This window comes from Shewanella subflava (genome assembly GCF_025971955.1).
GTDB classification, from domain to species: Bacteria; Pseudomonadota; Gammaproteobacteria; order Enterobacterales; family Shewanellaceae; genus Shewanella; species Shewanella subflava.
In genome coordinates, this window is the sequence record NZ_JAPDMX010000003.1 from 348384 (window position 1) to 372496 (window position 24113).

Consider the following 24113-nt stretch of genomic DNA (forward strand, 5'->3'; position numbering starts at 1 on the left):
ATCTTAAGATGTAATAAGCTATTTGAAATTTGACTCTTACGGAGTTATTTGAAGGCATTTTATTACGACGCAACTGCCCCATTTTCCCTTTTAGGAGTTAAAGGTAAATGGGTATTAATCCAACAAAATTAGCCTTGTCATTAAGCGCTATTCTCGGACTTTCCAGTCTTTCTTTACTTACGTTTGCCGCAGATGCGCCAACAAACGTCAATGATGCCAAGTCTCAATCAGAAGATACCATGGTCGTGATAGGCCGCAGTGTTGATTCACCATTGAATATTGCCGCCAATGTTAATGTAATTGGTGCCGCTGAAATTCAAATGAGTGGAGCCACCAACTTAGGCGATCTACTCCGTGGACAAAGCGGTATTCAAATTTCAAATAACAATACTGGTCCTGTATTCTCAATGCGTGGCTTTAGTGCATCACAAGCAGCAAATAATACCCTTATTTTGGTGGATGGACGCAGATTGAATAACATTGACATTGCTGCGCCAAGCATCAGTGCCATTTCACTAAATCAAATTGAGCGCGTTGAAATTTTATCGGGCAGCTCTGGGGTGTTATACGGCGATCAAGCGGTGGGGGGCGTCATTAACATTATTACCAAAAGCCCTACTAGCACAGGCGGTGGTCTGGCATTGTCAGGTGGAAGCTTTGATACCTTTGAAGCGAAAGGGGATGTGTCTGGGGCGATTAATGATACCTGGCAATATTACCTCGCGGGGAATTATAACGAGTCTGACAACTACCGTGATGATAATGACAATAAAACCAGCTCTGTTTTAGGCCGTTTGCAATATAAGACTCACGTTGAAGATTTTTATGTTGAAGCAAACTATTTTGATAATGATCGCAAAACACCGGGTTCCTTATCAAAGGAGCAGTTGCAACAGAACCCACGTCAATCCAATCCTTGGAATAAAGGGGATTCTATCCATGAAATGACCACCGCGTTACGCAGCGGCTATCATTATCAAATTGCAGATACTTGGTTACTCGGCGCAGATGTGAGTTACAGCGACAGTAACAATACCAGTTTTCAATGGGGCGGTTATGGTCGTAATGAGCGCACGCTATTGTCGATTTCGCCAAAAGCGGTAGCCAATTATCAAGTAAACAATGGTGAGCTGAAGATTATCACAGGTATCGATTATAATCTTGGTGAGTCGACTTTTAGTTGGGGAAGAAGTAATCAACAAACGCAAAGCAGCGCGTATATTCAGGCCAGCGTGCCTTTAACCACGTCGTTATCGTATGTGGTGGGTGGTCGTTATGCCAAAGCGGAAGATGAGTTAGTGGATGGCAATATCTACCCTAACGGGATCGATTTAGATCAAGATGAAAATGCATTTGAGCTGGGCCTAAATTATCGTCCAAATCATGCCCATCGTTTATATGTTCGTGCCGATGATAACTTCCGTTTCGCAAAAGTTGACGAGCAAGCTTATACCTCTCCAGGTACGGTAGGCTTAAAACCACAAGTTGGCCGTTCGTACGAGGCTGGCTGGGATTATATCAACGACATCCACAGCTTTAAGCTAAATATATTTCAACTTGATTTAGAAGATGAAATTATTTGGGATCCAAGCGCCCCTAAACCGATTGGCGGTAGCTTTAATGGTGCTAACGTCAATGCGGATGCTTCGCGTCGCTATGGCATTAGCCCAAGCTATGATGTACAGATTACTCCCAACTGGTTAGTCGGTTTGTCTTATGACTATATTGATGCTGAATTTACCGAAGGCTTGAATGACGGCAAGGCGCTTTCATGGGTGGCTAAGCACAGTGGCCGCGGTTATATCAGTTATGATTTTGCTGAAAACTGGCAATTGTTTGCGGAAGGTATTTATACCGGCGAGCGCTTTATGGAAGGTGATAATGCCAATGCTGATGCTAAATTAGATAGCTATGTATTGACCAATATTGCCCTTAACTATACGCAATCCCAGTGGTCAGCAAGTTTACGCCTTGATAACTTGCTAGATGAAGACTATGTTAGCGCGGGTTACTATTCTGCATGGGGCAGTGGCTATTATCCAGGTGATGGGCGTAATATTCGTTTAACGGCTGGATATCGTTTTTAAGTGCGACTTTTAAAATACAGTTATTGTTAATGTAGAAAGCGACTATACTTTATTAAGCCAACAAGTTTTTTGTTGGCTTTTTTATGATATTGTTTTGCCAACAGCCAAAATATGAATAAATAATTAAGGTGACAGTGGCTTATGACAAATCTTGAGCAAAGGGTGTTAACTCAAGTCAGTGCGATTATTCGTAATGAAGAACAGGTGATCGGGCGTCGCGGCATTCTTGTGCCGTTAAAAAAAGCATTAATCAATGAGGCTAATATTAAGGTTATTATTGATATTGTGTCAGAAGACCCCGCGTTGGCTGCCCACTTACTGTTACGCAGTAATACCGCTGTTTCAGCTGGTCTGGTATCGACAAAAAATCGCAGTATAAAAGATGCCCTGATCCGTTTAGGTCAGGTGAATATCTACCGTTATGCTTTTTCATTTTATCTAAAAGAGCGTTTAGATGAGCTCAATGAGCCTTACAAAAAGTTGGTAAAAGGTTATTGGAAGCTTAATGAAGTCATTGCCGTTGATTCTGTCACATTATTAAGAGAAGAAACTGACAAAGGTAACGGTTTAAAAATTGATGCCGATGAAATGCAAACCTTAGCTTTATTTAGTGTGTTTGGGCAAGTGATTACCTTGACGGCATTTGCTTATTTAAACAGTGAGCAAGAAAGGCCTATCTCGCTGAAGGTTATAAAAAGTTTGATTGATAGTCATCAGCAGACACTCTCTATTGAAGCATTTGAATCATTAGGGCTAGATGACGATTTACGCAATGAATTCTTGATTGCCCACAACCTACAGCAAACGACAAACCCTGACTCAGCAGGGCTTCTTTTACGTCGTGTGTTGTCAAAACGTGGTTTATTGATTAACCCTTTGTAGATGGAACCCTTTGTAGATGTAACCCTTCTTCGGCCACTAATTCTAACCATTTTTGAATTAAGTTAGCATTAGTGGCATCACGCCTGTATGCACCAAATAGTGGACGTTTTAACCCTTCAGCGCCTAATTTTACAGAGGTAAGATTCAAGCCTTGGCTTTCTTTGATCGACCAAGTCGGTAGCGCGGCTACCCCATCATTACACGCAACGCGTTGAAGCAGCATTGAGGTTAAATCGCATTGTTTTTGCTCACCGATTTCAATGCCAGCGGGTTCTAAAAAGTGTTTGTAAATATCTAGGCGAGTCAGTGGCACTGGGTAAGTTAATAGCGTCTGCTTGGCAAGATTTGCTGGAGTAATAAATGCCTGCCCTGCCAAGACGTTATCGTTGGCAACAACCAGTTTTACTTCAAAATCAAAAAGATGTTGATAGGCCAATGTATGCCCTGGTACCGGATCTGATGTTAACACTATGTCTAACCCCCCCGTTTCAAGCGCATTTAACGAGTCGAAAAGATGACGGCTTGAAATATCAATTTGAGCATCGGGCGCTTGCAGCTTAAACGCTTCAATAACGGGCATTAACCATCTAAAACAACTGTGACATTCAATGCCTAATTTTAGTTGTTGATTCTCACCTTCTAAGCCACGTTTTAAGTCTGATTCGGTGGCAATCACCTTTGGCAGAATTTCTTCTGCAAGATTAAGTAAACGGGCACCTTCATGGGTGAAGGTTAACGGCTTACTTTTACGCACAAAAATAGCGGAGTTAATTCGGGTTTCTAATTCCTTAATTTGATGAGAAAGCGCCGATTGGGTTACAAAGCGTTTCTTAGCCGCTCCTGCTAAGCTGCCACTTTCCTTTAACGCCATTAAGGTGCGAAGGTGTCTAAGTTCTATCATTACTCACTCCACATGAAACTTACTCAACTTACCGATGAAATCAATTCGATTGCTTGGCTGCAGGTTAGCACAATAAACTTCTAGACGTCCAGACGCCTGTGTGGTTTTTTTACATTAAGGTAACAACAATTAGCTTATCAACAAGGAAAGTAGTATGAAAATTACAAATCTCGGTTTCCCTCGCATTGGTCGTCAACGTGAACTTAAATTTGCTTTAGAGAAGTATTGGCGTGGTGAAATTAATCAAAGTCAATTAGTTCAAGTTGCCGATGAGCTAAAAAAGTTGCATTGGGATTGGCAATCTCAGGCTGGGGTTGAATTAGTCCCTGTGGGGGATTTTGCTTATTATGATCATGTGCTTACCCTAAGTGCGACATTAAATGCCATACCTAAGCGTCATCGAGCTTTAGATAGTCAAGGTAATGAAAGCCCAATTGATTTGGATACATTATTTCGTGTCGCTCGTGGAAGAGCACCAAGTGGCCAGCATGCCTGCGCAGCTGAAATGACCAAATTTTTTAATACCAATTATCACTATCAAGTCCCTGAGCTTAGCCAAGACCAGCAATTTAACATTGCCTACACGCAAATTTTTGATGAGGTGACTCAGGCGCAATCATTTGGCTATCAAGCTAAGCCGGTATTAATAGGGCCAGTTACTTATTTATATTTATCGAAAACGATCGGTGAATTTGACAAGCTAAGTTTATTGCCGCAATTGCTAGAAGCATATCAACAGATCCTAACGCGCTTTGCTGAACAGGGTGTTACTTGGGTGCAGTTAGATGAACCGGTTCTAGCTGCAGATTTATCAGGGGATTGGCAAGAGGCTATACGTCATAGTTATCAGTTTTTGGCACAACATAAACCACAATCAGTAAGCCTATTATTGGCCAGCTACTATGGTTCTATTGCCCATCATCATGCTTTGGTTAGTGCGTTGCCGGTTGAGGGACTTCACCTTGATTTAATCAGTGATAAAAACCATCTGGCGTTATTTTTAGCCACATTATCTGCTGATCAAGTATTGTCGTTAGGGGTGATTAATGGTCGCAATGTGTGGGCGGCAGATGTGGATTTGATAGCTGAACAAATCCAAGCTGTGGCTAGCGATTTAGGGGATAGGTTATGGATTGCGCCGTCATGTTCATTACTGCATTCTCCGGTAGATTTAGACAGCGAACAGCAATTGATTCCCGAGCTACAGGGGCAGCTAGCGTTTGCCAAGCAAAAGCTTTTTGAGCTAACGGATTTACACGTTTTATTGAGTCGTGCTGATCTACAGGCTAAACAGTTGATTATTGATCGCTGCCAGTCTCGCCGTGCAGCGAAAGCCGCTCATGCAGATCAGCAAGTTATTGATCGTGTCGCCAGACTGAAAGCGAACGATTTTGAGCGTAATAGTGAGTTTTCAAGCAGAATATTTGCGCAACATCAAAAACTAAAATTACCGTTATTACCTACAACAACTATTGGCTCTTTCCCACAGACACCTGCAATTCGAGGACTCCGCAGCCGTTGGCGTAAGGGAGAGGTGAGTGATGAACAATATCAAAGCCAACTACAATGGGTGACCAAAGACACTATCGAGCGCCAATTAAAGCTTGGCATTGATGTGTTAGTGCATGGTGAAGCTGAACGTAATGACATGGTGGAATATTTTGCCGAATATCTGAATGGCGTTGGGTTTACCCAATTCGGTTGGGTACAGAGTTACGGGTCTCGCTGTGTTAAACCACCATTAATTTATGGCGATGTCAGCCGTCCAAATGCCATGACAGTTGAATGGGCTACCTATGCTCAAAGTTTGACTGAAAAGCCGGTGAAGGGCATGTTAACTGGGCCTGTGACTATCTTGCATTGGTCGTTCGCCCGTGAAGATATCAGCCGAGAAACGATTGCGAATCAAATCGCATTGGCGATTCGTGATGAAGTGGTTGATTTAGAGCAAGCAGGTATTGGGATTATTCAAATTGATGAGCCCGCGTTTAGAGAGGGCTTGCCGATAAAACAAACTGAATGGCAAACATATTTAAACTGGGCAGTGAATGCATTTAAACTCTCCGCTGCAGGTGTTGAAGACCAAACACAAATTCATACCCATATGTGTTACAGCGAGTTTAACGACACCATTGAAGCGATAGCGGCCATGGATGCAGATGTGATTACCATCGAAACATCCCGTTCGCATATGGAGCTGTTAAATGCATTTGAAAGTTTCGCTTATCCAAATGATATTGGGCCAGGGGTGTATGATATTCATTCACCTAACACCCCATCGGTTGAAGAGATAGTGGAGTTAATGACTAAAGCGGCAGCTAAAATTCCAGTTAAGCAGTTGTGGGTGAATCCCGATTGCGGCTTAAAAACTCGCACCTGGGATGAAGTTGAACCTGCACTGAGAAATCTTGTTGAAGCGACTAAAATATTACGTCGTCAGTATTAATATGATCTGATTTTTTGTTTTCAGCCCTAAACCACCTACTTCACTAGGTGGTTATCAGCAATTAGGCTCTGCCTGAAGTACGTTCAATAGCGGATTAACTCAAGTGATACTTGAGCTTTGCCAAAGGCTTACGCATCGCGCGGTAAGCCTTTTTCAATACTGCGAATAACCCGCTGGGTTTTACGGCTAACAGACTCTATAGGCGAGACGTCTTGCGCCGCGAGTTTGGCTTGCTGTTGCACAATTGCCCATTCAATGTGTTCTAAGACCAACTCCCCTATGTCGGCTTCAAGTGCTTTTTGTTGTAACGCTTCAATGATATTCACATTGGCGGGGGCATTGCCTAATGCAACGGCAATGTTTCGCAGCCACTGCTTGTGGCCAATTCGGCGAATAGCACTGCCTTCTGTGAGGCTTAAGAAGGTTTTTTCTGACCATGCAAACAGGCTAAGTAAATCGGGTTGAAGTAATGTTGGCCGAGTATGAAAATCAGTTTCTTCAGTTAAGGGGGCTTTGGCATTGACCGGGCAAACAAGTTGGCAATCATCACAGCCGTAAATACGATTACCCATTAATGGGCGAAATTCTTCAGGAATGGTGGTTTGCAGCTCAATGGTTAGATAGGAAATACATCGTCTAGCATCAACGACGTACGGCGCGACGATAGCATCTGTAGGGCATGACTTAATGCAGGCTACGCAGGTGTTACATCCCTCGGCTATCGGGATATCTGTCGGTAATGGCAGGTTGATTAACAACTCCCCTAAAAAAAACCAACTACCCGCGTCAGGATGCAAAACCAAAGAGTGTTTACCGGTCCAGCCTAGTCCAGCTTTTGCGGCAAGTGGGCGCTCTAATATCGGCGCAGAGTCAACAAAAGGGCGAAAGTCTGTGTCATTAACATCAAGTGCTTTACAGTGAGCATCGATTTTATCACCGAGCTTTTTGAGACGTTGACGCATCAGTTTATGGTAATCCCGACCGCCAGCGTAACGAGAGATATAGCCTAAATTCGGATCGGTTAAGTTACTGGCAAAGCCCGCATCGGGAGGTAAGTAATCCATGCGAGCACTGATAACCCTAATACAACCAGGGTGAAGTTCTGCAGGTCTCGCGCGCATCATACCGTGATTAGCCATGTACGCCATGTCACCGTGATAGCCTTTGTCCAACCAAGTTTGAAGTTCGCTTTCATGTTCAGAAAGGTCGGCATCGGTAATGCCAATATGTGCAAACCCCAATTCTTTGCCCCATTGCTTAATGTGTTGCGCAAGCTTGGCAAGTTGGTTTGCGCTCAATGCTGAGTGTGGCATTTTGGGGGCCGAATAGGCTGGCGTGTCAGACATGGTTTTGGTTCAGTTTGATTGAGTTTTCCTCTGATTATACGCTATCTGTAAGTGACTATCGTTATTTTCATTTTGCATCAAAATCAGCCCTCATTATTGGCAGAGGGGCTTTTAACACTTTTAACGCAATTTCTTCCAGCAGATTTAGCGTTATAAAGTGCGCTATCGGCTTTTAATAACAATGGCGATAATTCTGTTTCATCTTCAAGGCTTGCTACTCCTGCGCTCACGGTTTGTTCCAAGCTGGGTGCAATATGACTCCAATCATAGTTGGCAATACAATCCACTAAACGCTGAGCGATGTCCATTGCAGTATTATGTGAAATATTGGGTAGTAGAATTAAGAACTCTTCACCGCCGACACGACCCACAACATCACTTTCACGCATCATTCCCATGGTTAATGATGCCAGTTTCATTAATACTTTATCGCCAACATCATGACCAAATTTGTCATTCACTTGTTTGAAGTGATCTGCATCAAATAGGATAATCGAAAATGGCTGGCGAGAGAGTGTTGCCTGTTTGATGAAGTTTTCGCTTAAATTATAAATGGCGCGGCGATTAGAGAGGCGAGTTAACTCATCCGTGAGGGCTAAGTTTTGGTATTTACGTTTACGTTTTAGCTGATTATAAGCAAAAACTGACACTATGATTAAAATAATGGCGACCAGAATAATAATGATTATCTGCAAATTTTCGTTTCGTTGCATTATTTGCAATTGCAACTCTTTATCTGTACTGACTTTTAATAAATTCTCATTTTCATCCAATATTTTATCGGTATTAAATCGGGTTTGCATTTCGGCATTTCGGTCCGTCATAATTTGCTTGTCTAACCAAAGGTGTATTTCTAAAAAAGCACTTAAACTTTTATAGGCATTTTCAAAATCGCCTTTTGCAAAATAAATTTGACTTTGCAGTTGCAAATTTTGGCTTTCACCGCGTCGATTGGCACCGCGTTTGAAATCAATAGACGCAATTTGACTATACTCAAGCGCTTTATCTAGCTCATTTTTAGCTAAGTATGCTTTGGAAAAGTATAAGCTCATAAAGCTATGTTGGCCTTCATACTCCACTGGAATATCAGGTTCAGCTTGCTGTAAAAGCGTTAATGCTTTGTCTATTTCACCCTGTTTTATATAGTTGCCAGCAATGTTCACTTTGGTGCTCGCGACAGCATTGTTATCTTTTTGTGAGCGCCAAAATTCAAGCGACTTATAAAAGCGCTCGGTGGACTCATCTATTCGCCCGAGCTCTTCTAGCGAAAAAGCAATCTGTACATTAACGTTGTCAGCCTCAATTAATAACCCCGAGTCTAGGTAGGTTTGCTCGAGCTTTATTTGGTATTTTATAGCCGTTTCAGGGTCACCAAATCGTCGATAACTTGTGGCTAAATTATTTAAATTATCATTTGCCCAGTAGGTAATGTTGAGTTTTTCATAGAGGTGCTGTGCCGTGATCAAATCTTCTAAGGCGGAAGCATAATCACCTTTATAGGATTGGATATCACCACGAATACTGCGCCCATCAGCAATCAATCTTGGGCTTTCAAGTTGGTATGCGTTACTGATTGCTGTAGATAAGTCTTTAAGTGCGCCATCTATTTGGCCAGCATATTGTTTGTAATACCCTAAACACAGCAGTAAGTCGGTATTAATTTCAGACGGATAAGGTTCGGCGTAAATCAGCAGCTGTGCTTCAGCGTACTGAATGGCTTTGGTCAGTTCTTCTTGAGTGGCTGACGGTTGATTCCAGCAGGTTAAGCGGACTAATAATTTTTGGCGGACATCATCATCATTGGCAATAATACTTTTGTATTCTGCTAATAACGCATTTACTTGTTCTTCTGTGTAATCAACGTGCTCAAATTTTTGATAAATCTGGTCTGCACGGGCATTTTCGTAAAATTCAGCCTTTGCATGTTGGGATAAAATAGCAGTTACTAGTAATAGCAGGTGAATGCTAAACAAAATACACAGTCGTTTATTCAATATTATTGTCCACTTAATGATTTTTATTTTTATTATTCGAAAACGATCAATATTATTCAAACATATTTAATGCTCAATTAACCAATTGTAACTGGTGACCTTTAGTTTAACAAATTTAACATAAACACTACCTTTGCAGTGCCGCCTACTAGGTATTGGCACCGTCCTGTGGTCTGGAGAAGATAGGTCTGTTTGCAATTTACCGCTTTGGCGCGTATAACGTCGCGATTATCTTACTTGCACCTAAAAGAATACGGTTATGAATTTTACGATTGTTGTGCGCTTTGTGTTGATGACTTTGTGTTTAGCTTCATTTTCAGGGCAGGCTAAGGGAAACCTTGAAACGTCGGGTGATGCGCTTCACATCGCTTTGCCTGCTGCAGCACTTGCAGCTGCTTTGACTGTAGAGGATGATTATCAAGGGACATGGCAATTGGTGAAAGCTGGTGTGTCTAGCCGACTGGTGGTTGAGGCATTAAAGTGGGGCGTTGATAAACAAAGGCCCGATGGCAGTGGTAATGATTCCTTCCCGTCAGGCCATACTGCGGATAGTTTTGCGGCAGCCACTTTTATTAATCAACGTTATGGTTGGGAATACGGCGTACCATCTTATATTGCCGCATCTTATGTGGCTTACACTCGGGTAGCAAGTGATAAACATCACATTGAAGATGTGTTGGCTGGGGCTGCAATTGGTATGCTTGCAGGCTGGTATTTTACCGATCCTTATGAAGATATTAGTATTATCCCCCTAGCGAATAATGGCACGTATGGGGTGTTTATTAGCGGGCGTTTTTAATTGAAAGAAGGTGTAATCATGGTTGAGCAAACCTATAAAGAAACGGCAAAAACAGTGTGTTATAACGTAGTAAATAAAGTACTGCCAATGGATCAACTCCCTGATAGTTTAAATGAAGCTTACGAAGGCATGTTTGAAGAACTGATTGCTGATAAGGCTCAAGCATTTGACCAAGCATGGAACAAACTGCCCGCTAGTGCACAAAAACTGATGACTCAGGCTGAGTTTCATGGTTTTTATATTGCCAATGCATGGATGCAACTGAGTCGTGTTGCCCAAGAAATTGCAGATAGCAATGATACTGAAGCAGAAATGAACGACAAAGAATATGATGGCGTATTCGGTCGTTTAGCTGAGCAATCATTAAAAGAATGTTTGCGTAAACTGAAAAAAGCCCGCACCGATAGAGTTATGCTTAATAGCTTCAAAAAGGTGATGGCTGAATAAGCGCCTGCTATTGATTCGTTGGTATAAATAAAAATCCCAGTCATTAATGGCTGGGATTTTTATTTATGGTGATTTAAACATCGACATTAGAATGCTGTGCGGCGGTAACGACGATATTCAGGCTGCCAGAAGTTATTATCAATGGCTTGCTGCAATAGTTCATCGGTACAAGGCAAAGCTAAACCTTGCTCAATGGCCACTTTGGCCACCGCAAATGCAATGTATTTACTGACTTTATGAATATCTTCTAGTTTAGGTAGTAATGAACCTTCACCCGTTGTCCCCAGTGGTGAACACTCAGATAAGGCACGGCTAGAGGCCATCAGCATTTCATCTGATACCCGAGTTGCACCGCAAGATAACACGCCCAAACCAATTCCTGGGAAGATGAAACTGTTGTTACATTGGGCTATCTCAAATGTTTCACCATTAACCACCACAGGTTCAAATGGACTGCCAGTGGCAACAAGTGCTTGACCCGATGTCCAATGCAAAATGTCTTTTGGCGTGGCTTCAACTCGGCTGGTTGGGTTTGATAAGGGGAAAACAATCGGACGCGGGCAATGGCTGTGCATTGCTTTAATAATGTCTTCTGTAAATAGGCCTGGAGCACCTGACACGCCAATTAATACCGTAGGTTTGGCGTTATTGACAACATTTAACAATGATACGTTATCGCTATAATTATCCCACTTTTCAACGGTATCTATCTTTTGTGCTAAATTAGTTTGAAAAGGGAGTAGGTTAGGCATGTTGTTGAGCAATAAGCCCCAACGGTCGACCATAAAGACTTGAGAGCGTGCTTGCTGATCGGAGATACCTTCAGACACCATTTGGGCAATAATCGCTTCGGCAATACCGCAACCTGCGCTACCTGCACCTAAAAATACAATGCGTTGTTGGCTTAATTGAGTATTAGCGGCTTTACTGGCGGCCAATAAAGAGCCAACCGTTACGGCTGCAGTGCCTTGAATATCATCGTTAAAACAACAATATTGGTCCTTGTATCGCTCAAGCAGTGGCATGGCATTTTTTTGAGCAAAATCTTCAAATTGAATCAATGCATCAGGCCATCTACGACTAACTGCTTGCATGAAGGCTTCAACAAACTCTTTATATTCATCACCGCCAATACGTTGATGTCGCCAACCCATATACATAGGGTCTTCGAGTAATTGTGGATTATCGGTGCCGACATCTAAGGTTACCGCAAGACAATAGGCCGGACTGATCCCACCACAGCTAGTATAAAGTGACAGTTTTCCAATCGGAATACCCATGCCACCAATACCCTGATCACCTAAGCCTAAAATTCGCTCACCATCAGTGACCACAATCACTTTAACTTTGTGACGGGTTGAGTTATTTAAAATGTCATCGATGCGGTCTTTATTAGGATAAGAAATAAATAAGCCACGATTACGACGATAATTTTTTGAAAAGCGTTCACACGCTAAACCAACAGTAGGCGTGTAAATGATAGGCATCATTTCACTGATGTTATTACGCACCAATGAGTAAAACAGTGTTTCGTTGGTATCTTGAATATTACGTAGATAAATGTGTTTATCTAAGTCATTGGTAAAATTAGTGAATTGCTGGTATGCGCGGGCGACTTGTTCGTCAATGGTTTCAATTACCCAAGGTAACAAGCCTTCAAGGTTAAACGAAATTCGTTCATCTTCTGTAAACGCAGTGCCTTTATTTAGCAATGGAGATTCTAAAATGGCTGGGCCAGCAAAAGGAAGATAGAGGGGGCGTTTAGTATCGTCCATGGGTAACCTTTATTGTGAGTTGTTTGATAGGTTCAATAGAAGAGTAGATTAACATGACTCGCATTTGTTGTGGTCTGTTAAGTGATGAATTTCACATTTTTTTGATAGCAGATTGTTTGAATTTAATTCAAAAGACAAAAATGCACAGCTTAGGCTGTGCATTTGGGGGGAAATCTATTTACCGCGATGTTTGATTGACAACCCCTTCAGGAAGTTTCTCAATACTTGATCACCACAAGCTTTGTAGTTTTTATGATCAGGATTACGAAATAGTGCACCTAATTCAGACTTCGACAGGTTGAAATCAGCTAAGGCTAACATCGCGAGAATATCTTCTTCACGTAAGGTCAATGCTACGCGTAATTTTTTGAACATGAGGTTATTGGTCAAGTTTTTAACGGGCTTAGGTACCTCAGCGCCTTCTTGTAAACCACGGTGATGGATGATAAAACCATCTAAAAATTGACACATTAATGTGTCGTTAATGGCTTGATATCCTTCCTCTTCTTCTTTTTTAAGTATCGCAATCACTTTATCGGTGGCGACCTCGGCATTGGCTTTTGCAAAAATACTGCTGACTTGAGCATTTGACAAGTCGAAGATGAATCGAATACGGCGAAGAATATCGTTGTTTATCATAGTTCTCTCTGGCGCGGCTGCGCGAGTTATGTGGATGCACTCATTTGCCGTTACAGTATATCGTAATTTACTCAGCTTGCTCATGTATTATGCTAATTTTTAGTGCTATACCAGTATACAAACACCAAAGCGAAACTGATTAAGTAGATTAATCCTATCCATGACAAAATACGCATTTGGCTACCGTACCGTTGCGCTTCGGGTAAATGTGTCGAAATCATCAGTTTAAAGTTTAGTCCTGCAAAAATAATCGTGGTCATAAACGCCAGAATCATCACAAACTCTAATAAAGGCAGCAATGCACCTTTAAAAAACAAGATGAGCCCTAAACCCAGCACACTGACTGTTAGCATAATTAGATTGAGTCTATATGGGTTATCTGGCTGTTTAACCAATAGCTGCCAGCCCATATTCAGGGTGCGGCTATAACCATCTATAACAGTGACAGTGGTGCTGAAGATACATAAAAAAGCCACCATACCAATTAAGTAGCGTGTTTCTTCGCCCATAACCTGACTGTATAAACGGATCAATTGATTGGCAAATTGCGCGCCAGAATCAGAAAACTGTTCTCCAGAACTGTGCATCACCAGCGCGCCTAACGCTAAAAATACCACTGCGAGTATCGCGGTGGTGAGATAACCTAAATTAAAATCAAACAATGCCTGCTCTGGGCTAACCGATTGCGTTTTTTGCTTTTCTAGCAACCATAAAGAATTCCAAGCGCTTACTTCAATTGGCGCTGGCATCCAGCCCATCATAGCTACCAGAAATCCCACATTCGCCCATTGCCAGGCATCTACTGCTGAAGTCGGAGTCGCTTGCCCCCATTGGTTAGTTAACGCCAATGAAACGGCGATTAAAGTGGTGAGCGTTAGAATAAGCATGATGACTTTAGTCACACCATCTAACCATTTGTAATGGCCTAATATTAATAACAGAAGTGAGCTAACCAATACCAAAAAGGCCAGAGTATCAATTGAAAGGGGAATAAATTGCGTCAACATGGCTGCGGTTAACATACAAACCCCTGCGGTACTTGCAATTGCCGCAATGACATTCAAGCCCGTAAATAAAGCCAGATACCCCTTTCCTTGACGCAAATATCCATGCAGTAAACTTTCGCCGGTAGCTGCGGTATAACGCGCTCCAGCAGCAAAAAAAGGATACTTGAGTAGATTAACTGCCAATACTAGCCAGGCTAATTGCCAGCCGAACTCCGCTCCTGCACGGGTTGCGGCGACTAAATGAGATGCTCCAATCGCGGCTGCTGCCATCAAAATACCTGGCCCAAGCCCAGACATTAAATGTAACAGTTTTGTTGTGTTGGTGGTTTTTGTTAAAGCTGTTGGCGTTTGTACTGTATTTTTGTTCATTTTTTATTGGGTATTTTGCTTTTATTTTATGGGGTTAGATTGCCATAAGATGTTGGTAAGTAAAATACTTGCTTGCTACAAAATAGTAACATTTAATGCTTTTGATGATTGACTTTTTATAATAAGGCTCTAATTTAGTTTAGGCTTGTAATTACCTTCAAGCCATTATCTGAAAGTGGAGTCAGGTAATTGAAATAAAAATAAAAATGCCAAATTAAATTAAGGAAGATCATGAAAAGACCTCAACTATTGCGCAGCGCGTGTGCTGTTGCTATCTCGTTTATCTTAGCCCCTCAAGCCATATCAGCTGAAGAAGTCGAAAGAATTGAAGTTACAGGAACCCATATCAAGCGGACTGATATGGAAGGTGCTTCGCCAATGACCGTTCTCACGGCGGAAGATATCGCTAAAAGCGGCGCACAGGATATTTCTCAATTATTGAGTAAATTACCCGTATCGGGCAGCGGTACGTTTTCGACTCAAGGTAACAACTCTGATGATACCGCTAACGGTGGTGCTGCAGTTTCACTTCGTGGTTTAGGCGCTGACTCGACATTAGTGCTGTTAAACGGTCGCCGCATTGCGGTGTCATCATTTGCGAAGTCTATCGATACCGCCTTCGTGGATATTAACTCAATCCCAATTTCAGCAGTTAAGCGTATTGATATTGTGAAAGATGGCGCCTCTGCAACTTATGGTTCAGACGCAATTGCGGGTGTTATCAACATCATTTTGAAGAAAGATTTTGAAGGTTTTGAAGTGAATGGCAAGGTTGCCGAAACCGTTGAAGATGGCGGTGGCCAGCAATCAGGCTCGATTCTTTTTGGTACCGATGCCGCTGACGGCAAAGCATCTACCACAGTCATTTTTGATTATTTCAAAGAGCGTGAAACTTTATTTGGCGATCGTGATTACTCTAAATCGGCAAACCAAACCGCTAACGGTGGTGCCGATTTTCGTTCATCAGCAGGTAATCCAGGCTCATATATCCCTGCTACCATTGGCGCGGATGGCTCTATTACACCTAAGTCGGACCAATTCTCTTGGACCCCTGATGTGAATTGCCCTGCAGCTGATATCAAAGGTGCTTATTGCCGTTACGATTACGCCCCAGTGATGACCTCTACTCCAGAATCAAGCCGTATAGGTTTATCTGTATTCCAAGATTATGAGTTTAATGATGAATTAAAACTGTTTGCTGAAATGATGTATCAGCATAATGAAAGTGTCATTAAAGGTGCTGCGAGTCCGTCATTCGGCGAGTTCTATATGCTTAATAGTAACCCGCTATTTACTAGCGGAGCTGCAACTAATCCATTTGCAGGTGAAGACCTTACTATGCGTCGTCGTTTAACCGAAACGGGACCACGTCAGAAGTCATCTGAGTCTGATAGTGCGCGTGTTGTGATGGGGCTAAATGGTTTCTTGTCTGACTGGGAATGGGAGGTAGCCTATACATATTCTTACAACCGCAATCATGAGTATGGTGAGCAAGGTTTTGTATGGACTCCGCGTCTACAAGAAGCCATTAATTCAGGTGCATTTAACCCATTAGCTACCACACAAATGGGGGATGTTATTGATCAAATTAGTGTGAATACGACGCGTAACGGTAAATCAACCACCAATGCGGTAGACGGTAAAATCGCGGGTGAAGTCTTTGCCATGCCAGCGGGAGCGGTGTCAATGGCGGTCGGTTTTGAATACCGCGAGGAAAAGTTATCAGATAATCCTGATGAATTATTTAAGCGTGGTGAAATTTTTGGTACCGAAGCAACAGAAGCCAGTGGCGAGCGCGATCAAAAATCATTATTTGTAGAGTTTGCCGTACCATTATTTGAGCAATTAGAAGCGCAATTAGCTGTGCGTTATGAAGATTACAGTGACTTTGGTGATACGACTAACCCTAAAGTCGCTTTACGTTATACACCGCTTGATAATGTGACTATTCGCGCTAGCTGGGGTGAAGCATTCCGTGCACCATCATTAGTACAGTTAGGACTTGGCCCTTCACAGGAGTCACCCGGCATAGTCGATACGGTTCGTTGTCCGCAAACCAATTTACCTGAAGATTGTACCGCGCAAGAACGTACCGTTATTTTCTCTGGTAACCCTAATTTACAACCTGAGGAGTCAACGTCGTATAACCTAGGCGGTGTATGGCAAATGACTGATGAACTCAGTGTGGGGATTGATTATTGGAATTACGATCAAGATGGTTTGATCACTTCTGATACCCAGTATCTTGTTAACACGCAAGGTGATGATCCTGCCGTGGTTAAGCGTGAGCCTTCAGCGGGTGGCGTACCTGGGCGAATTATTGAAATTTATGACCAATTTGGCAACTTAGGCAGTCAAACTACCGATGGTGTTGATTTTGATATGGCGTACAAATTCTCCACCGCAAGTGCAGGTGACTTTGGCTTTAGCTATAACCTCACTTGGGTGAATAGCTTTGATCAAGTACGTGAGGATGGTACTAAGCGCGAACTCGCTGGTGAATATCAACACCCAGATTACCGCTGGACAGCGGCGATGGATTGGGGCGTAGATGTATGGCAAGCCAGTGCCCGACTCAACTATATTGGTGAGTATCAAGATAATATCGATGCAGGTGCTGAAGGGACTATTGATTCTATGATCACCCTAGACATGAATGTGTCCTATATCGGTTTTGATCACTGGAATTTAACCTTAGGTGCTAATAACATCTTAAATGAAGAACCACCTTTTAGTGGTGCTGATTTTATGGGTTACGATCAAGGCACTCATAGCGCCATTGGCGCTCTATGGTATGCTAAAGCAAGCTATCGTTTTTAATCTAGCCTAATACCTGTAAAGTATTTGCAGGCTAAAAACAAAGCGGCTTCGGCCGCTTTTTAATGGTCTTTCAAACGGGACCGACATTCTAAAGGACGTGATATGATCACTTTACATGGCACACCACGCAGTCGTGCATTACGGGTTTCATGGTTACTTGAAGAGTTAAACGTTGATTGGCAATTTAGATTCATAAATTTTGCAAAAGGGGATAACCGCAGTAAGGCTTTTCTTGCGTTAAATCCCAGTGGCAAAATGCCAGTGATTGAAGATGGCGATTTAGTGTTAACTGAATCGGCGGCTATTTTACGCTATTTAGCTGAAAAATATGGTAAAGGACAATTTTTACCTCAACCAGGTACTGTGCAATCGGCGAAACATGAAGAGTGGGTCAGCTTTGTTATCTGTGAGCTTGAACAAGCATTATGGAGTATGGGTAAGCATCGCTTTGCTTTACCAGAGGAGCAGCGACTAACCACCATGCTGCCTGTAGCCACATTTGAATTTGATCGGGCGGCAAAGATCGCTGAATCTTGGGTGCCTGAGTCAGGTTATTTACTCGGTGAGCAATTTACCGTTGCCGATGTATTATTAACACAAACATTAATGTGGGCGACCGCGTTTAAACAAACTATCCCACCGAAACTGGGTGCATATCTAGCGCGAGTACAAACGCGTCCAGCATTGGTGGCGGTATTAGAAAAAACAGAAGCCATCGCTAAAGCTGCGCAAGCTGAATAATTATCTGAATTAAATAATCGAAAAGGGAAGCAAATGCTTCCCTTTTGTCGTTTTGGTAAACAAGGTTTTAGCTGATTAAAGCTGAGTTGCGGCCCATTTAGCGCGGCTTTCACGACTTTCGCTCATGCCATTGTCTGCACGATAAGCTTTATAAGCTTCGGCATCTAATGCAATTAAACTTACATCCACTTCAAGCACTAACTTACATTCTTTTTTGATACGCCAAGCTGCAGTGTTATATAACTCAGTTAATGGTAAAGAGCTTAAAAACTCAGGATTATATTGGTTATAAAGCGCTTGGGTTGGATAAACCACAAACGCTAAACGGCGCTTAGGCTCTTTTTTAAATAGCTCTTCAATTCCATCAGTTGTGTTAAGTACCTGCATTTCAATAATATCATCTATTTCGAGGAGCTTTTTTTGCGCAGGTACAGGTGCAGATATTTCGCCCGCTTCCCAAGCTGTAACTGCCTCAGCTGTGGTTTTGGTGATAAGGGCAACTTGCTCAACGCTTAATCCAAATGATTGGCGTAAACACAACATTTCAATGGCATTTAAGCCTGATTCTTTAGACATGATATTTCCTACAAAAAATTCGCAAAACAAGTTACTGAGCAAGCCAGACGTCGTCAACCCAATCCCAAAATGATTCCCAGACTTCATCGGTAAAGTCACCGTCTTGCCAAAATTGCACCTGACCATTCTCTTCAATGCAGTAAAAACTATCACCGACTTGGCAAATTGGAATTTGCTCTCTTGGTAGTCCAATCGACCACGCATAGCTGGCGACTTCGGGCAAAAAAGTATGCGAGTAAGGATCTGCTGCGGTCACGGGTTCATAAGCGCTATAAATCACATTGCTGGCATGGAGTAAATACTCCTTTAATTCAGCAGGCAAGCCGATTAAAATCTGTTCTTCCACTTCAACAAGCTGCTCAAACGTAGGCAACTCTAGCGGAACGGGAACGGTTTCACTTAACTCTTGTAGCTGGTCAATAATTTCGTGCATTGGGGATCCTTAAGTCGCAATGGTAATCAATGCGATATTGGGCGAGATTATAACAGAAATAATCCTGTAATCAGCACTGAGGTTTTTATACAGACTCACAATAGGTAACATCATGGTTTTATCAGCGATGACTTGGATGTGGTTTTTGAATGCTTTATACAAAAAAATGCGCTCATAGGAGCGCAAAGGGTGGGTGGAAAGTCGGTGTCATCAGGCCGCTTGTTGAACGCCAGCGGTTATTGCCTGACGTTTGTAGCCTAACCAAGCTTTGTGATATTGCTTATGCGATTGTTGACGGATTTGAGTGATTCTCTGCATCTCAAGTTCGCCTAGGGCGCGATGCTGTTGATTCGCTCTGTTTTCAATGCGCTGAATTTGCTCGTAATCTAGATGATCTTGACCACTTTTAATTGCGGCAATGGTTTGTAAATGTAATTGAACTTCAACAATCATCTGACTTTGTGGCAGTTTAACCAGTACATTCAAATCGCGGTAACCTGAGGCTTTTGGATTGGCAAATCGGTTTTTAATTTGAATGATTTCACTGTTTTCATGCAACATTTGATAACTCGCCATGAGGCTATCGACATCGTTAGCAACTATGCTGCCACGGGCAAGATCGGTAATTAAGCGGGCATCGCCATCAAACTTATTATTCACTTTTTGTAACGCACGGTCATAACTTTTGGTTAGCGGCAGTAGCATATCCACTTGGGCGTTATAGCTGATTGCCGATAAAAGCTGACTTAATTCCTGCTGTGCATATTCAGCTTGTCGCATTAATTGATTTAAGTCAGCAGATTGCTGCATTGGTACATATGCTTGGTAATCGGGAATGGCGTACAGATTATCTAATGCACTCTGGGCACTAGAGGTGGTGCCCGTAAGATTTACACTATATGGCGCTTTATCTGTAGGCCCATTAACAGACACCAGCACTTGGGCTGTAACCTGACGGGTCGTTAATAAAATTAAAAAGATGAACAGAGTACGAAAGAGTTTATTCAATGCTAAATTCTCCTAGCTGTTAGTCTAAAGAGACTTTAACTTAACTAAGCTGTACCTATACTGAATAAGTCTTTCTATTTGGTGTTAAAGCATAAAGGAAAGGGCGCCTATGGCGCCCTTGGTGATCTATAAGTGAAGGCTTACCAAATTTTAACGCGAGATTCAGGTGCGATATACATTTTATCGCCTTCTTTCACATCATAGGTTTGATAGAACTCTGGCATATTAGATAACGCGCCAAGTGCACGGAAGTGGCCTGGTGAATGAGGATCAGTGGCTACGCGGTTACGCATGGCTTCTTCTTTCATTTTTACACGCCAAATTTGGCTGAATCCCATAAAGAAACGTTGATCGCCAGTTAGGCCATCGATTACTGGGGCTTCTTTACCATTTAATGACATTTTGTAAGCTTTATACGCAATGGTCACACCGGATAAGTCACCGATGTTTTCACCTAAAGTGAGCTCACCATTTACGTGCAAATCATCAAATACTTGGTAGCCATCATATTGTGCAACAAGTGCTTTGCCTTTTGATTCAAACGCTTTTAAATCAGCTTCTGTCCACCAATCGCGCATGTTACCTTCGCCATCAAATTTAGCGCCTTGGTCGTCAAAACCGTGACCCATTTCATGACCAATAACCGCACCAATACCACCGTAGTTAACGGCATCATCCGCTTCTAAGTTAAAGAATGGTGGTTGTAAAATTGCAGCAGGAAATACAATTTCGTTCATTGTTGGATTGTAATAAGCGTTAACCGTTTGAGGCGTCATGTGCCACTCATCTTTATCGATAGGCTGGCCTAACTTTGCCACATTACGGTTATGTTCAACCACTGCTGCACGTGTCGCATTACCAACTAAATCATCAGCTTTGATTGATAGCTTGCTGTAATCTGCCCATTTTTTTGGATAACCAATTTTCGGGTTGAATTTAGCCAGTTTGTCCTTTGCTGCAACTTTGGTGCTGTCGCTCATCCAGTCAAGTGAATCGATACTTGAGCCGTAAGCGCTACGAAGATTTTCAACTAAACCTTCCATACGATCTTTCGCTTCTGGTACAAAGTGACGTTTAACATACACTTTACCAACCACTTCACCTAAGGTGTTGCTCACTGCAGTCACACCGCGCTTCCAACGTGGTTCTTGCTCTGCTTGACCGTTTAAGGTTTTTGAGAAAAACTCGAAGTTTTCAGTGTCTAAAGCTTCTGACAAGTTGCTTGCTGAGTGGGTCAGCGCTTGCCATGTCATATAGGTTTTCCAGGTTGCTAGGTCATTGGTATTTAGCACATCATTTAGACCTTGAATATAGCTTGGTTGGTTAATGATAATATCAGCTTGCTTATCACCACCTAATGCGGCCAAGTAACCATTCCAGTTAATATCTGGGGCTAATGTTGCTAACTCAGAGACTTGATATTTGTTGTAGGTTTTTGTGCTGTCTCGCGTTTCAACCACATCCCAATGTTTTTCAGCTATGGCTGTTTCAAGTGCTAATACCGTTTGCGCAGCAGCTTTACCATTTGGCAATCCAGCTAAGGTGAACATCTTTTCAATGTGTTCAACAAAGGCTTTACGAATATTAACGAAGCGCTCACCTTCGTTAAAGTAATAATCTTTTTCAGGTAGGCTTAAACCGTATTGCCAAATGTGAGTTGCATAACGAGTTGAGTCTTTAGCATCAACGTTGATGTAAAACGCCAGTGGTGTGCCGCCGCCATTAACTTGGTTTTCACCAAAAAAAGTCACTAATTCATTTTTATCTTTTAATGCTGCGATTTTATCGAATGTGGCTTGAAGTGGTGTGACACCTAATTTATTCAAGGTTTCTACATCCATGAACGAGCGATAAAGGTCCGCTACTTTTTGCTCATCTGTGCCTTCGGCTAAATTGGCTGATTTACTTAGGTCTTCAATAATTGCTTTTACGTCGTCACGCGCATTTTCTCGTAGGTCATAAAAAGCGCCAATGTTAGTGCGATCGCCAGGGATTTCAGCGGTATTCATCCAGCCGCCGTTAACATATAAATAAAAGTCATCCTGAGGACGGACATTTTTATCCATGTTGTCGAAAGTAATACCTGATGTGAGTGCTTTTTCAACTGCAACGGCTGTGGCGGTTTTGGCTACTTCAGCTGTTGTTACTGTTTCAGTAGTTGGTTTTGTATCATTATTACAAGCGCTTAAGCCTGCGATTAGTGAAGCGCATAGCCCACCAATAACCAGTTTTTTCATGTTATTTCCCTTGCATTTTAAGTTGCCCATCAATGGAGGCGAGGTGATTTATTTTTTTATCAAATTTTCATTTTGTTACTCAGTTAAATGAAATATGACAATTTTATTTTTGTAACGGTCATGTTAATGGCTTGTCATCTGTTAACACAAGTGAGTTTGTGGTTTTTTATCGGTTTATTTTGTCACTAGGTGTAACGAAAAGTGCGATCAATAGAGTGTCTACTTATCAGTATAAAATAATGTTCGTTTAGTATTTTGTTTGCGAGCTAGAGTATATGAATAATCTAAAATGCTTTATTGCGCTTGATACTTGATGAAACTGTTAGCGAATGATCTAGAAGGTGTTTATCTTTGTTTATCTTTGTTTATCTTTGTTTATCTTTGTTTATCTTTGATGTTGAGAGATAAATGACGTTAGGCGAGGCGGATAATTGCCGGCATAGTTGCCCTACGTCAAGATTATCCAACACAGTATAAAGTCATTTTTTGACTCACCTCGAAGGGCCGTGGCTATTTTCCAGCCATGTCCGCAAATTCACTTATTTAGTGGGCTAAACGGCGTTCATTTGTGATTGCCTGACAGAAAAAATAGCCTACTGCATAATTTATCAACTAAGATAACTCGCCCTTGGTATTAATAGTCAATCTACACTTTGTAAAGTGGTTGCATCGTTATGCTGATTGGTATCATTTCAATTTTTTATTTAAGCCCTCATAATAGAGTTAAATTAAAGTCGTGAGTATTGATTGTGCGTTTAGACAAGTTTATTTGTGAAAGTACTGAGTTAAGTCGTTCAATGGCAAAAAAAGCCTTACATCGTAGCGATGTGAGCTGTGATGGGGTGGTGGTCAAAGATCCCGGTTTTAAGGTAACTGACAAAACAGTAGTGCGTTTAGATGGGCAGGTAATTTCTTTAGTGGGTGAACGCTATATTATGATGCATAAACCTGTAGATACCATCTGTTCCACCATTGACGAAGTGTACCCTTCAGTACTGAGCTTAATGGATATTGAGAAGGTCGATACCTTACATATCGCTGGCCGACTTGATGCCGATACCACTGGTTTAGTGTTGATCACCAGTGATGGTCAATGGTCACATAAAATAACCTCGCCCAAAAAAGATTGTGGTAAGCGTTACCTGGTGGAGTTAGCCGATCCGATCTCTGAAGACTTAGTGCCTGTTTTTGCTCAGGGTATTGAGTTACGTAACGAAGAGGGTTTAACAAAACCAGCTTTGTTGTCTATTATTGATAGTCACAATGCTCGACTGACCATTAGTGAAGGTAAATACCATCAGGTTAAAAGGATGTTTGCCGCTGTGGGGAATAAAGTCGTGAATTTACATCGAGAATGTGTGGGTGAGATCGAGCTAGATCCCGACTTAGCGCCAGGTGAATGGCGCTATTTAACCCAAACCGAAATTAAGTCAATTATCTAATGTTGAGTTATTTTTGTTTGATGATAAATTGTACATAGTGTTGTGATATTGTTAATATTAATTCGGATTTACAAAATAAAACTTAAAATTTTGATGTTGTTAGCGTTTTTGATATTATTTTTTGATCTGTAAGCTAAAATAGTTGTTAATAGATGGATTAAATG

At 41.9% G+C, this 24113-nt stretch carries 18 protein-coding genes; 8 read left to right on the forward strand and 10 right to left on the reverse strand.

Annotation, left to right across the window (positions count from 1 at the left end):
• Window positions 1-107 precede the first annotated feature (107 nt).
• Both OHT75_RS03705 and OHT75_RS03710 read left to right on the forward strand, forming a co-directional pair.
• Window positions 108-2087, forward strand: coding sequence for a TonB-dependent receptor (locus tag OHT75_RS03705; protein ID WP_264725095.1), 1980 nt, complete (start codon window positions 108-110; stop codon window positions 2085-2087).
• Window positions 2088-2228: 141 nt separating this feature from the next.
• Window positions 2229-2969 (forward strand): HDOD domain-containing protein, encoded by a 741-nt coding sequence (locus OHT75_RS03710; protein WP_264725096.1) that lies wholly within the window; start codon window positions 2229-2231, stop codon window positions 2967-2969.
• On the opposite strand, the gene OHT75_RS03715 is transcribed toward OHT75_RS03710, so the two are convergent.
• A complete protein-coding gene (locus OHT75_RS03715; RefSeq protein WP_264725097.1) occupies window positions 2956-3870 on the reverse strand; it encodes a LysR family transcriptional regulator in 915 nt (304 codons plus the stop codon). The genes OHT75_RS03710 and OHT75_RS03715 overlap by 14 nt on opposite strands.
• A 154-nt stretch (window positions 3871-4024) precedes the next feature.
• Between OHT75_RS03715 and metE the strand changes: the two genes are divergently transcribed.
• Window positions 4025-6316, forward strand: coding sequence for a 5-methyltetrahydropteroyltriglutamate--homocysteine S-methyltransferase (gene metE, locus OHT75_RS03720; RefSeq protein ID WP_264725098.1), 2292 nt, complete (start codon window positions 4025-4027; stop codon window positions 6314-6316).
• Between the two features lie 128 nt (window positions 6317-6444).
• Here metE and queG read toward each other — a convergent pair whose 3' ends face one another.
• Together queG and OHT75_RS03730 are read right to left on the reverse strand one after the other, a co-directional pair.
• Window positions 6445-7662: a tRNA epoxyqueuosine(34) reductase QueG gene (gene queG / locus OHT75_RS03725; protein ID WP_406681958.1), complete on the reverse strand. Its 1218-nt coding sequence runs from the start codon at window positions 7660-7662 to the stop codon at window positions 6445-6447.
• 83 nt (window positions 7663-7745) lie between these two features.
• Window positions 7746-9656 (reverse strand): tetratricopeptide repeat-containing diguanylate cyclase, encoded by a 1911-nt coding sequence (locus OHT75_RS03730; RefSeq protein WP_264725099.1) that lies wholly within the window; start codon window positions 9654-9656, stop codon window positions 7746-7748.
• Between the two features lie 292 nt (window positions 9657-9948).
• Here OHT75_RS03730 and OHT75_RS03735 point away from each other — a divergent pair, with 292 nt between their 5' ends.
• The gene (locus OHT75_RS03735) at window positions 9949-10455 is read left to right on the forward strand and encodes a phosphatase PAP2 family protein (protein WP_264725148.1); all 507 of its coding nucleotides are present in this window, start codon (window positions 9949-9951) and stop codon (window positions 10453-10455) included.
• A gap of 18 nt (window positions 10456-10473) precedes the next feature.
• Window positions 10474-10902 (forward strand): DUF3069 domain-containing protein, encoded by a 429-nt coding sequence (locus tag OHT75_RS03740; protein ID WP_264725100.1) that lies wholly within the window; start codon window positions 10474-10476, stop codon window positions 10900-10902.
• 86 nt (window positions 10903-10988) lie between these two features.
• On the opposite strand, the gene OHT75_RS03745 is transcribed toward OHT75_RS03740, so the two are convergent.
• The 3 genes from OHT75_RS03745 to OHT75_RS03755 all read right to left on the reverse strand — a co-directional run bounded on the left by OHT75_RS03745 (window position 10989) and on the right by OHT75_RS03755 (window position 14620).
• Entirely contained in the window at window positions 10989-12677 is a 1689-nt protein-coding gene (locus OHT75_RS03745) for an NAD-dependent malic enzyme (RefSeq protein WP_264725102.1), read from the reverse strand.
• 174 nt (window positions 12678-12851) lie between these two features.
• The gene (locus OHT75_RS03750) at window positions 12852-13316 is read right to left on the reverse strand and encodes a YehS family protein (RefSeq protein ID WP_264725103.1); all 465 of its coding nucleotides are present in this window, start codon (window positions 13314-13316) and stop codon (window positions 12852-12854) included.
• Window positions 13317-13408: 92 nt separating this feature from the next.
• Window positions 13409-14620 carry an Nramp family divalent metal transporter gene (locus OHT75_RS03755; RefSeq protein WP_264725149.1) on the reverse strand — a complete coding sequence of 404 codons (1212 nt, stop codon included), beginning with the start codon at window positions 14618-14620 and terminating at the stop codon, window positions 13409-13411.
• A gap of 303 nt (window positions 14621-14923) precedes the next feature.
• Here OHT75_RS03755 and OHT75_RS03760 point away from each other — a divergent pair, with 303 nt between their 5' ends.
• Together OHT75_RS03760 and OHT75_RS03765 are read left to right on the forward strand one after the other, a co-directional pair.
• Entirely contained in the window at window positions 14924-17512 is a 2589-nt protein-coding gene (locus OHT75_RS03760; RefSeq protein ID WP_264725105.1) for a TonB-dependent receptor plug domain-containing protein, read from the forward strand.
• A 102-nt stretch (window positions 17513-17614) separates the two neighbouring features.
• The gene (locus OHT75_RS03765; RefSeq protein ID WP_264725106.1) at window positions 17615-18253 is read left to right on the forward strand and encodes a glutathione S-transferase family protein; all 639 of its coding nucleotides are present in this window, start codon (window positions 17615-17617) and stop codon (window positions 18251-18253) included.
• 75 nt (window positions 18254-18328) lie between these two features.
• Here the strand turns inward: OHT75_RS03765 and OHT75_RS03770 are convergent, their stop codons facing one another.
• From OHT75_RS03770 to OHT75_RS03785, 4 genes are all read right to left on the reverse strand, one after another.
• A complete protein-coding gene (locus OHT75_RS03770) occupies window positions 18329-18829 on the reverse strand; it encodes a DUF4447 family protein (RefSeq protein WP_264725107.1) in 501 nt (166 codons plus the stop codon).
• A 31-nt stretch (window positions 18830-18860) separates the two neighbouring features.
• Complete coding sequence (locus tag OHT75_RS03775) at window positions 18861-19262, reverse strand: SMI1/KNR4 family protein (RefSeq protein ID WP_188840384.1); 402 nt, start codon at window positions 19260-19262, stop codon at window positions 18861-18863.
• Between the two features lie 210 nt (window positions 19263-19472).
• The gene (locus OHT75_RS03780; protein ID WP_264725108.1) at window positions 19473-20270 is read right to left on the reverse strand and encodes a RelA/SpoT domain-containing protein; all 798 of its coding nucleotides are present in this window, start codon (window positions 20268-20270) and stop codon (window positions 19473-19475) included.
• 140 nt (window positions 20271-20410) lie between these two features.
• The gene (locus OHT75_RS03785; protein ID WP_264725109.1) at window positions 20411-22507 is read right to left on the reverse strand and encodes a M13 family metallopeptidase; all 2097 of its coding nucleotides are present in this window, start codon (window positions 22505-22507) and stop codon (window positions 20411-20413) included.
• Between the two features lie 749 nt (window positions 22508-23256).
• On the opposite strand from OHT75_RS03785, the gene rsuA reads away from it, so the two are divergent.
• On the forward strand, window positions 23257-23949 hold the full coding sequence (rsuA, locus tag OHT75_RS03790; protein WP_264725110.1) for a 16S rRNA pseudouridine(516) synthase RsuA: 693 nt from the start codon (window positions 23257-23259) through the stop codon (window positions 23947-23949).
• Window positions 23950-24113: the final 164 nt, after the last annotated feature.

What these genes read in the sequence shown, in the direction of transcription:
- OHT75_RS03770 (WP_264725107.1), bottom strand. Translation starts at nt 18,829, where the DNA reads ATGTCTAAAGAATCAGGCTTAAATGCCATTGAAATGTTGTGTTTACGC.
- OHT75_RS03765 (WP_264725106.1), top strand. Translation starts at nt 17,615, where the DNA reads ATGATCACTTTACATGGCACACCACGCAGTCGTGCATTACGGGTTTCA.
- OHT75_RS03735 (WP_264725148.1), top strand. Translation starts at nt 9,949, where the DNA reads ATGACTTTGTGTTTAGCTTCATTTTCAGGGCAGGCTAAGGGAAACCTT.
- OHT75_RS03745 (WP_264725102.1), bottom strand. Translation starts at nt 12,677, where the DNA reads ATGGACGATACTAAACGCCCCCTCTATCTTCCTTTTGCTGGCCCAGCC.
- OHT75_RS03750 (WP_264725103.1), bottom strand. Translation starts at nt 13,316, where the DNA reads ATGATAAACAACGATATTCTTCGCCGTATTCGATTCATCTTCGACTTG.
- OHT75_RS03710 (WP_264725096.1), top strand. Translation starts at nt 2,229, where the DNA reads ATGACAAATCTTGAGCAAAGGGTGTTAACTCAAGTCAGTGCGATTATT.
- metE (WP_264725098.1), top strand. Translation starts at nt 4,025, where the DNA reads ATGAAAATTACAAATCTCGGTTTCCCTCGCATTGGTCGTCAACGTGAA.
- OHT75_RS03755 (WP_264725149.1), bottom strand. Translation starts at nt 14,620, where the DNA reads ATGTCTGGGCTTGGGCCAGGTATTTTGATGGCAGCAGCCGCGATTGGA.
- OHT75_RS03715 (WP_264725097.1), bottom strand. Translation starts at nt 3,870, where the DNA reads ATGATAGAACTTAGACACCTTCGCACCTTAATGGCGTTAAAGGAAAGT.
- OHT75_RS03740 (WP_264725100.1), top strand. Translation starts at nt 10,474, where the DNA reads ATGGTTGAGCAAACCTATAAAGAAACGGCAAAAACAGTGTGTTATAAC.
- OHT75_RS03775 (WP_188840384.1), bottom strand. Translation starts at nt 19,262, where the DNA reads ATGCACGAAATTATTGACCAGCTACAAGAGTTAAGTGAAACCGTTCCC.
- OHT75_RS03785 (WP_264725109.1), bottom strand. Translation starts at nt 22,507, where the DNA reads ATGAAAAAACTGGTTATTGGTGGGCTATGCGCTTCACTAATCGCAGGC.
- OHT75_RS03705 (WP_264725095.1), top strand. Translation starts at nt 108, where the DNA reads ATGGGTATTAATCCAACAAAATTAGCCTTGTCATTAAGCGCTATTCTC.
- queG (WP_406681958.1), bottom strand. Translation starts at nt 7,662, where the DNA reads ATGTCTGACACGCCAGCCTATTCGGCCCCCAAAATGCCACACTCAGCA.
- OHT75_RS03760 (WP_264725105.1), top strand. Translation starts at nt 14,924, where the DNA reads ATGAAAAGACCTCAACTATTGCGCAGCGCGTGTGCTGTTGCTATCTCG.